8 protein-coding genes are annotated in these 7,238 nt (G+C 31.7%); 1 reads left to right on the top strand and 7 read right to left on the bottom strand.

From position 1 onward, the window contains the following. The 6 genes from ACILQF_RS08755 to ACILQF_RS08730 form a co-directional block, all read right to left on the bottom strand. Positions 1-844: hypothetical protein (locus tag ACILQF_RS08755; protein ID WP_395627038.1), on the bottom strand; the 844-nt coding region annotated here is incomplete at its 3' end. 286 nt (positions 845-1,130) lie between these two features. Beyond that, positions 1,131-2,966, bottom strand: coding sequence for a glutamine--fructose-6-phosphate transaminase (isomerizing) (glmS, locus tag ACILQF_RS08750; RefSeq protein ID WP_395627037.1), 1,836 nt, complete (start codon positions 2,964-2,966; stop codon positions 1,131-1,133). 74 nt (positions 2,967-3,040) lie between these two features. After that, a complete protein-coding gene (locus tag ACILQF_RS08745) occupies positions 3,041-3,244 on the bottom strand; it encodes a hypothetical protein (RefSeq protein ID WP_395627036.1) in 204 nt (67 codons plus the stop codon). A gap of 40 nt (positions 3,245-3,284) precedes the next feature. After that, positions 3,285-3,647 (bottom strand): DUF1573 domain-containing protein, encoded by a 363-nt coding sequence (locus ACILQF_RS08740; RefSeq protein WP_395627035.1) that lies wholly within the window; start codon positions 3,645-3,647, stop codon positions 3,285-3,287. A gap of 1 nt (position 3,648) precedes the next feature. Continuing rightward, positions 3,649-4,959, bottom strand: a complete 1,311-nt coding sequence (locus ACILQF_RS08735) for a carboxypeptidase-like regulatory domain-containing protein (RefSeq protein ID WP_395627034.1) — start codon at positions 4,957-4,959, stop codon at positions 3,649-3,651. Continuing rightward, positions 4,952-5,914, bottom strand: coding sequence for a hypothetical protein (locus tag ACILQF_RS08730; protein WP_395627033.1), 963 nt, complete (start codon positions 5,912-5,914; stop codon positions 4,952-4,954). The genes ACILQF_RS08735 and ACILQF_RS08730 overlap by 8 nt, the downstream gene beginning before the upstream one ends. A 256-nt stretch (positions 5,915-6,170) precedes the next feature. Here ACILQF_RS08730 and ACILQF_RS08725 point away from each other — a divergent pair, with 256 nt between their 5' ends. Beyond that, on the top strand, positions 6,171-6,371 hold the full coding sequence (locus ACILQF_RS08725) for a helix-turn-helix transcriptional regulator (protein WP_395627032.1): 201 nt from the start codon (positions 6,171-6,173) through the stop codon (positions 6,369-6,371). A gap of 268 nt (positions 6,372-6,639) precedes the next feature. Here the strand turns inward: ACILQF_RS08725 and ACILQF_RS08720 are convergent. After that, positions 6,640-7,238, bottom strand: a 599-nt coding sequence (locus tag ACILQF_RS08720) for a DUF4270 family protein (protein ID WP_395627031.1), incomplete at its 5' end; no start/stop codon positions are given.

Raw genomic sequence — 7,238 nt, 5'->3', positions numbered from 1 at the left:
TGGTTTTCTCATAATTTTTGGTGAGTAATCGATTGTTATTTTTTTGGGGGGAAGTATTTTCTTTCCTATTATTTGAAATAATATACGGTAAACCAAAAAGCACTTCTGGATTTAACAATAAAAATGAACTCAATATTAAATATCCAAATGCAATAACTAAACTGGGAATTGTTACTATCATTTTTGAGGTTCCTATTTCGGGTTTGAAATAAAATAAAGCAAAAATAAATAGGATAGAAATTAAGATTAAGCTGCTATTCCAGTTAAAAATATTTAACCATTTTAAAACATGATTTTTTTGTGCTTCATAAACAGGTGCAATCTTTTTTTTATTAAAGGTTAGTACTAATTGCCATTGCAAAAATAAATAAATTGGTATTTGAATAAATCTAGTTGCTTTAATGATATACTCTGGCAAAAAACCATCTTTTGAACTATATATAATTGAATAGTCTTCAATAAGCTGAGCAACTAATTTTGATTTTTCGGTTATACCCATCGTATATAATGGCAAATAATTTATTGCGCAAGCTCCAAATGGTATAAAGTGTAGCCAATCATATTTTTGAAAAGCAATTTCGTTTTTTAATATGATTCTGATATAGAGGTAACCAAGTGGCGGTAATAAATGATTAAGTGGTGCTGAAGTTTTGTAAAAGTGGGGTATATAAATAATCCATCCAGAAATAATTAATAAGTATGCTATTGCACATAAAGTATTTGCAATAAAAAATATGCCTAAAATTTTGGATGAGAATAATTGGCAGCTAACAGTTCTATTGAATAATAAATATATTGTAATTGCAGAACAAAATATGGAGCCTAAAAGAATTACCTCTCCCATTATTAGGTTTTATTTTTTCTTGAATTAACGGATTTAAAGATTTCAAATATACTTACTTTCATTTTCTTTTTTAATTTTAACCCAAAATATTTCAACAGACAATCCAAAACATTTCTGGATTATTGTGTCAATTTAAATATTGCGTTTCTTGGATCATACTTCCCCCTTATTCCGAGCAAACTGAGTCATTTTTATTAAAAAATCTGAATTATGCTATTTTTGCCAATGTTTTAGGGGCTAATATGCCATTCTGAAAACCCTCAAATCAAAGTGTACCCTTCCTGAACTATTCCACCGTTACCGATTTGGCCAGATTTCGTGGCTGATCAACATTGCAACCTCTCATCACTGCAATATGGTACGAAAGTAATTGCAAAGGTATTGTAGCAAGCAGTGGTAAGAATATTTCGTCGGCCTCAGGTATTTCAATTACGTAATCTGCCATATTCTTCACCGTGGTATCCCCTTCGGTTACAATGGCAATTACTTTACCTTTCCTAGCTTTTACTTCCTGGATATTACTGATCACCTTTTCGTATGAAGAATTCTTTGTGGCAATAAATACTACTGGCATCTCCTCGTCAATCAAAGCAATAGGTCCGTGTTTCATTTCTGCCGCAGGATAACCTTCTGCGTGGATATAGGATATTTCCTTGAGCTTTAATGCGCCTTCCAGTGCTACCGGAAATCCACTTCCTCTTCCTAGGAACAGGAAATTTCTAGCATCTTTATATTTTGCAGAGATTTCTTTAATACTGTCGTTTGAAAGCAGGCATCTTTCAATCATTGATGGAATATTGTCGAGTTCCGTTAGTAAATCGATCAACTTACTTTGTGTGATTGTTCCTCGCTGTTGAGCCATATAAAGTGCCATCAATGTAAGCACAGTAACTTGGGCGGTAAATGCTTTTGTAGATGCAACCCCTATTTCTGGTCCTGCATGTGTATATACTCCAGCATGGCTAAGCCTTGGAATTGAAGCACCAACCACATTGCATATTCCAAAAATAGTTGCACCTTTTTCTTTGGCTAACTCTATAGCTGCCATGGTATCGGCTGTTTCCCCCGATTGGGATACTGCAATTACAATGTCTTTCTCTGAAATGATAGGGTTTCGATACCTGAACTCTGAAGCATATTCTACCTCGACAGGGATACGGGCATATTCTTCGATAAGATACTCTCCAACTAGTCCTGCGTGCCAGGATGTACCACAAGCTACAATAACAATCCTATCTATATTTTTGAGTTTTTCGGCATATTCTTTAATACCACCAAGTTGTACAAGACCTTTTTCTGGGTAAATTCGGCCACGCATACAATCCTTTATAGAACGTGGTTGTTCATAGATCTCCTTCAGCATGAAATGATCAAATCCGCCTTTCTCAATCATCTCAAGTTTCAGTTCCAGCTCTTGTACATATGGAATCTGCACAACATTATCGATATTTTTTATAAGTAGCTCATTTCTCTTTATATAAGCGATCTCATTATCATTCAGGTAGATTACGTTTTTGGTGTACTCTATAATTGGAGAAGCATCAGAAGCTATGAAATATTCTTTTTCTCCTACTCCAAGTACCATCGGACTCCCTTTGCGGGCTGCAATGAGTTCATCAGGTTCATCCTTGCTCATGATGACAATGGCATACGCACCAATAACTTCATTTAAAGCTATTCTAACTGATTCTCTAAGATCTAGGCCGGTTTGCTGCTGTATATCTTCAATCAGATGAATAAGAACCTCTGTATCGGTATCACTTTTGAAAATATGACCTCTGGATAGGAGGGCTTCCTTTAAAGAAGAATAATTTTCAATGATGCCATTGTGAATAATAGCTAATCTGCCATCACCGGAGGTATGAGGATGTGAGTTTCGGTCGGAAGGTTCTCCATGTGTTGCCCATCTTGTATGACCCATGCCAATTGAGCCTTTCAGATTCTCGTTTTCGACTGATTTTTCGAGGTCGCTAACTTTGCCTGCCTTTTTATAAATATTAAGGCTGCCGTTCATTAGCGCAACACCTGCACTATCATAACCGCGGTATTCGAGACGGTGTAATCCTTTAATAACAATTGGCCAAGCTTCGCGGAAGCCAATATAAGCAACAATTCCACACATTTTAATCAGTTATTTAGATTCTCCTAAATTACTGATTTGGATATGTATTTTGGGTGGAATTGAAAATTAAAAGCCTAATTGATTTTACTATAAATAATATTGAGTTTCATCTTATAGCTAACACCTGATTTGCCGCTACCAATTACTGCGCTAGTGGCGGTTGCTCCTGAAGGGAGTGGACCAGTTTGACGGTTATAATTAAGCCCAACAGGTGCAATGTAAGTATCATATTGTTTTAATCTACCTCTAAGGATATCTTGAATATAGGTGCTTATCACAAACTTATAGCCTTTGTCCTATAAAAAGAATTGTACATTTTTATTCAAGTACAGTACCTTTAATTGTCAATTTATCATATTCATTTACTGTGTTTGTGATAACTATAATATCTTTTGAAATGGGACCTTTAAATCCCTTACTATTAAATTTGATAATAATTGGTTTTGTTTCCAATGGCTTTATCATTTTTGGAGAACTTGCGGTAGTACATCCACATGTTGTACTTACAGAATAAATAATTAGAGGAGTCTTTTTCGAGGTGTTGGTGAGATTAAATTGAACAACAATTTCGCTACCTGCCTTAATACTTCGAAAATCATGCTCTTTTTTATCAAATTTTATTGAAGGATCATCGGTAATAATCATGCTGATGAAAACCATTAAAAAACTTAGTATTTTCATGTTATTTATATCTATTGTTAAATTCTTTAAACTTTTTGTAAATATCTACACCCTGTGCTTTTAAATCACTTTTCACTTTCTCCAAATCATAAAATTGTGGATAGGGTAATTCCTTTTTCCAGAAATCTTCATTGTATATTGCATTCTCTGAGAAAATAAACTCTCTTTGATAATGCATTGCTCTTGTAGGAAACTCAAATTCTATTTTGGAATTATATTTAACTTCAAGATCTTTTGTATCTTGTTTATTTAGGTTGTAATTAGAAAAATAAAATTCTAATCGTTTTTCTATAATCTGTTCTGGTTTATTTTTCAAAATATAAGAGACATTACATCCTAAAAAGGCAGGTACAGTTTTGTTATTTTCATTCGTCGTAAAAGTTAACTCACCACTAATTGAGAGGATTTTAAATTTTTCATCTTCAGCATTATATCCCTTTAAAGCTTTATTGAAATGCTCGGCACTAAATATGAATTTTTGCAATTTCAAAGTTTCTTCATCAATATATACTTTGCCCTTTGATCCTATTACACCAGCATAGATATCCATTCTTCTCCATTGTTTAGATTCTAGGTAATTAATTTTTTCGGGCTTAGGTATATATGAGATTTCAACTAAGTCGCTTTTACCATCATTGATAATTTTATCAATTTTCCAATTAAATGAATCGTAGAAACTCATAAAATTAAGAAGAAGATATTTACTTATATTATTTACTGCCACAAGCCAATTAACCTGATGAAGACCTAGTTTTTTATCTATCGAAATATTGAGAGATCTTACATGTTCAGTTTTAAATATGAAGTGGTTTGAATTAACGTTATCGTAATTTCCTAATCCTTCAAAATGGTAAAGACCAAATGCTTCATTAAAATCTATATATCGATTATTTATTTTGGTAAATTCTCGATAGAAAAAATTGGCATCAAAAGGATTCTGTTCAATATTTAATCGATGTGCTGCTGCATGTTTATGTTTGAAATCTCTAAACTCCAATGGTTTTACCAATACTTCATTTAAATTATAGCTAGCAGAATTTAGACTTAGTAATCGAACCAATTGATCAATTACAAAAGTTTTGGTCTGATAACCAACACAACTTACTGTTATTTTACTTACAGAGTCTGGCAACATAAAAGTCCCACTAGTATCAGACACGGATAGAAAATTGCCGCTTTTTATAGTTACATAAGGTATTGGATTTTTACTTTGAGCATCAATAATTTTATAACTTTTAGATTGAGCTAAGATATTTCCAGAATAAATGACAAGGGTAATAACCCAATAAACCATTGCTATTTTTTTAATCATAATTAATTTTTAGTCTAAAAATGGTTAATTTATCCTCATAACTAGTGTTGTTTTTGTAAAACAGAAAGTATGGTGCAATGTATCCTATAACTTCTAGATCCTTTTCTAAGATAAATTCATTCACAAGATTAAATTCTTTGTAAACTTGCACTCCTAAATGATTACTATTGTTTTTCCCTGTTTTGAAGAATCTAACGGCGAGTTTGTCATCGGTTGTTATTAATTGTTTAAAGTATCCATACTCATTTTTAAACTTAAGTGGTAGCTCTGAGTCGAAAGCATCACTAAGTTTTGTAGTTTCTTTATAGTCATTTTTAAATTTTTCAGGTTTAAAACCGAATTTAAACAATGTATTGAGTGCTGTATCAACCAAATAAACAGATGTGTCAGCTTCATGATTAATATAAATTTCCTTATTATTCAGGTAATAACTGTTACTTGTCAAAAATGGATAATTCTTATTTTCTGTATATGAGGATGGCCAATTGTTAAAAAGTTTTTCAACTTTAAAAGATGTTATATTCAACAATGCAAAGTTGTATGCTATTTTATAATATTTATTTGTGTTAAATGCATTTAAATTAGGCAATTCCATTTCTATCGGGATAATTAATTTGTTATTAAATCCCTGATAGCTTTTCATTGCGCCGTAATTTAATTGATAAAACATGATTTGCTCTGGATTTGGATTTTCAGTATCAATATCCAAAATATTTGGTTTGAAATGTATTCTACTGCTTTCTAAAAGATTAAATTTTCTATCAAATTTATATATGAATATATTGTCTGTGATATAAAAATAGTTTTGCAGATAGCTTATTGAGTATAATTCACCCATTTGAGGAAAATTTTTCTTACCTAAAAAAGTATTCTCTAGGATGCCCTCAGAATTATATACCTTGATGATTGCAAATAATTTATCTATGAAATAAATTTTTGAATCTATTTCTTTCACAAAATAATTGTTGGAGTTATTATTAATATTTAGCCTGATTGAGTCTAAAAAAATATTCTCTTTAATTATGTCTTTATTTCCATTATCTTAAAGGGATGGAATTTTCCTTATCTGTTGGCCTAACATTAACTCCAAGGTATAAGTTATAAAAATATAAAATGACAGGTATAACTTGGCAAAATTTTAAACTTTTATTATATTTATTTTTTACAAAATAAAAAAATTATAATATGGGGGGGGCGCGATAAATTCTATTTTGGGTTTTAAACTAAGGAAGTTTAGAGTTAATAGTAACTACAGTCAATTATTTGTTGCAAATTGTTTAGGCATTAGTAGAAATGCTTACGCCGACTGGGAGAATGGCCGTATCAATTTCACATTAGAACAAATTCTAAGAGTATGTGAAATTTATAATATTGATATTATGGAATTTTTAAAAAGCCTTCCTAACAAATAAATTTAAAAGTGTAATATTAATGGAATTACTTAAAAATGGCACTCACCTAATGCTTTTGAACTCCTCATATATCAATTTTTGATAGAGTTTCAAGCTTAAAACTTCTTTGCTTGGCTTTTAATTCATAGAATTTTAGACAGCGCAATATTTAATAAGGAAAGGCCAGGCTTCAATTATCTTAAAAACAAAATTCCTTTAAAATAAAGCATTCGCTCATGCGATAAACTTCATTTTAAAGGAATACGATTGTTAATTCGGTTTAAGAATCTTAATTAATCTTACTATAAATAATATTGAGTTTCATCTTATAGCTAACACCTGATTTGCCGCTACCAATTACTGCGCTAGTGGCTGTTGCTCCTGAAGGGAGTGGACCAGTTTGACGGTTATAATTAAGCCCAACAGGTGCAATGTAAGTATCATATTGTTTTAATCTACCTCTAAGGATATCTTGGATATAAGTGGTGACTACAAATTTATAGCGTTTGTTAGTGCTATCATAGAAACCGCCAAAATCAAGATCGGTCATTGATACAACAGGGTTCGTACCAAAATCTGGTATAAATTGTCTTTGTTTGGCGATATCCGTTTGATACAATAATAATCGTTGGGCAGGCTTGATTTGATCGGTCCCACCTACAACAGTAAGAATTAGCTCAGCTTTATTAATGGTAATATTTCCTAAACTTTTGAGTTTGTCTAAGTAAGGGAAGTAAATTCGTGTACGTAATCCAGCTAAGCCTTGAACAAAAGTTTGATCAAATTTAGTATTCGGGTTGTTAAGTTGTGTTTGAATAGATGTGCCAGTATAATCATGCTTAAAATCTGCAATTACTGGTGATGTGCTATTCTTGATTGGAAATTTTT

The sequence above is a fragment of the Daejeonella sp. genome (assembly GCF_044232565.1).
GTDB lineage: Bacteria > Bacteroidota > Bacteroidia > Sphingobacteriales > Sphingobacteriaceae > Daejeonella.
This window is presented reverse-complemented; position numbering and strand designations above follow the sequence as displayed.

Excerpts from the sequence above, each read along its gene's own strand:
- glmS (WP_395627037.1), bottom strand. The coding sequence starts at position 2,966 with ATGTGTGGAATTGTTGCTTATATTGGCTTCCGCGAAGCTTGGCCAATT.
- ACILQF_RS08740 (WP_395627035.1), bottom strand. The coding sequence starts at position 3,647 with ATGAAAATACTAAGTTTTTTAATGGTTTTCATCAGCATGATTATTACC.
- ACILQF_RS08735 (WP_395627034.1), bottom strand. The coding sequence starts at position 4,959 with ATGATTAAAAAAATAGCAATGGTTTATTGGGTTATTACCCTTGTCATT.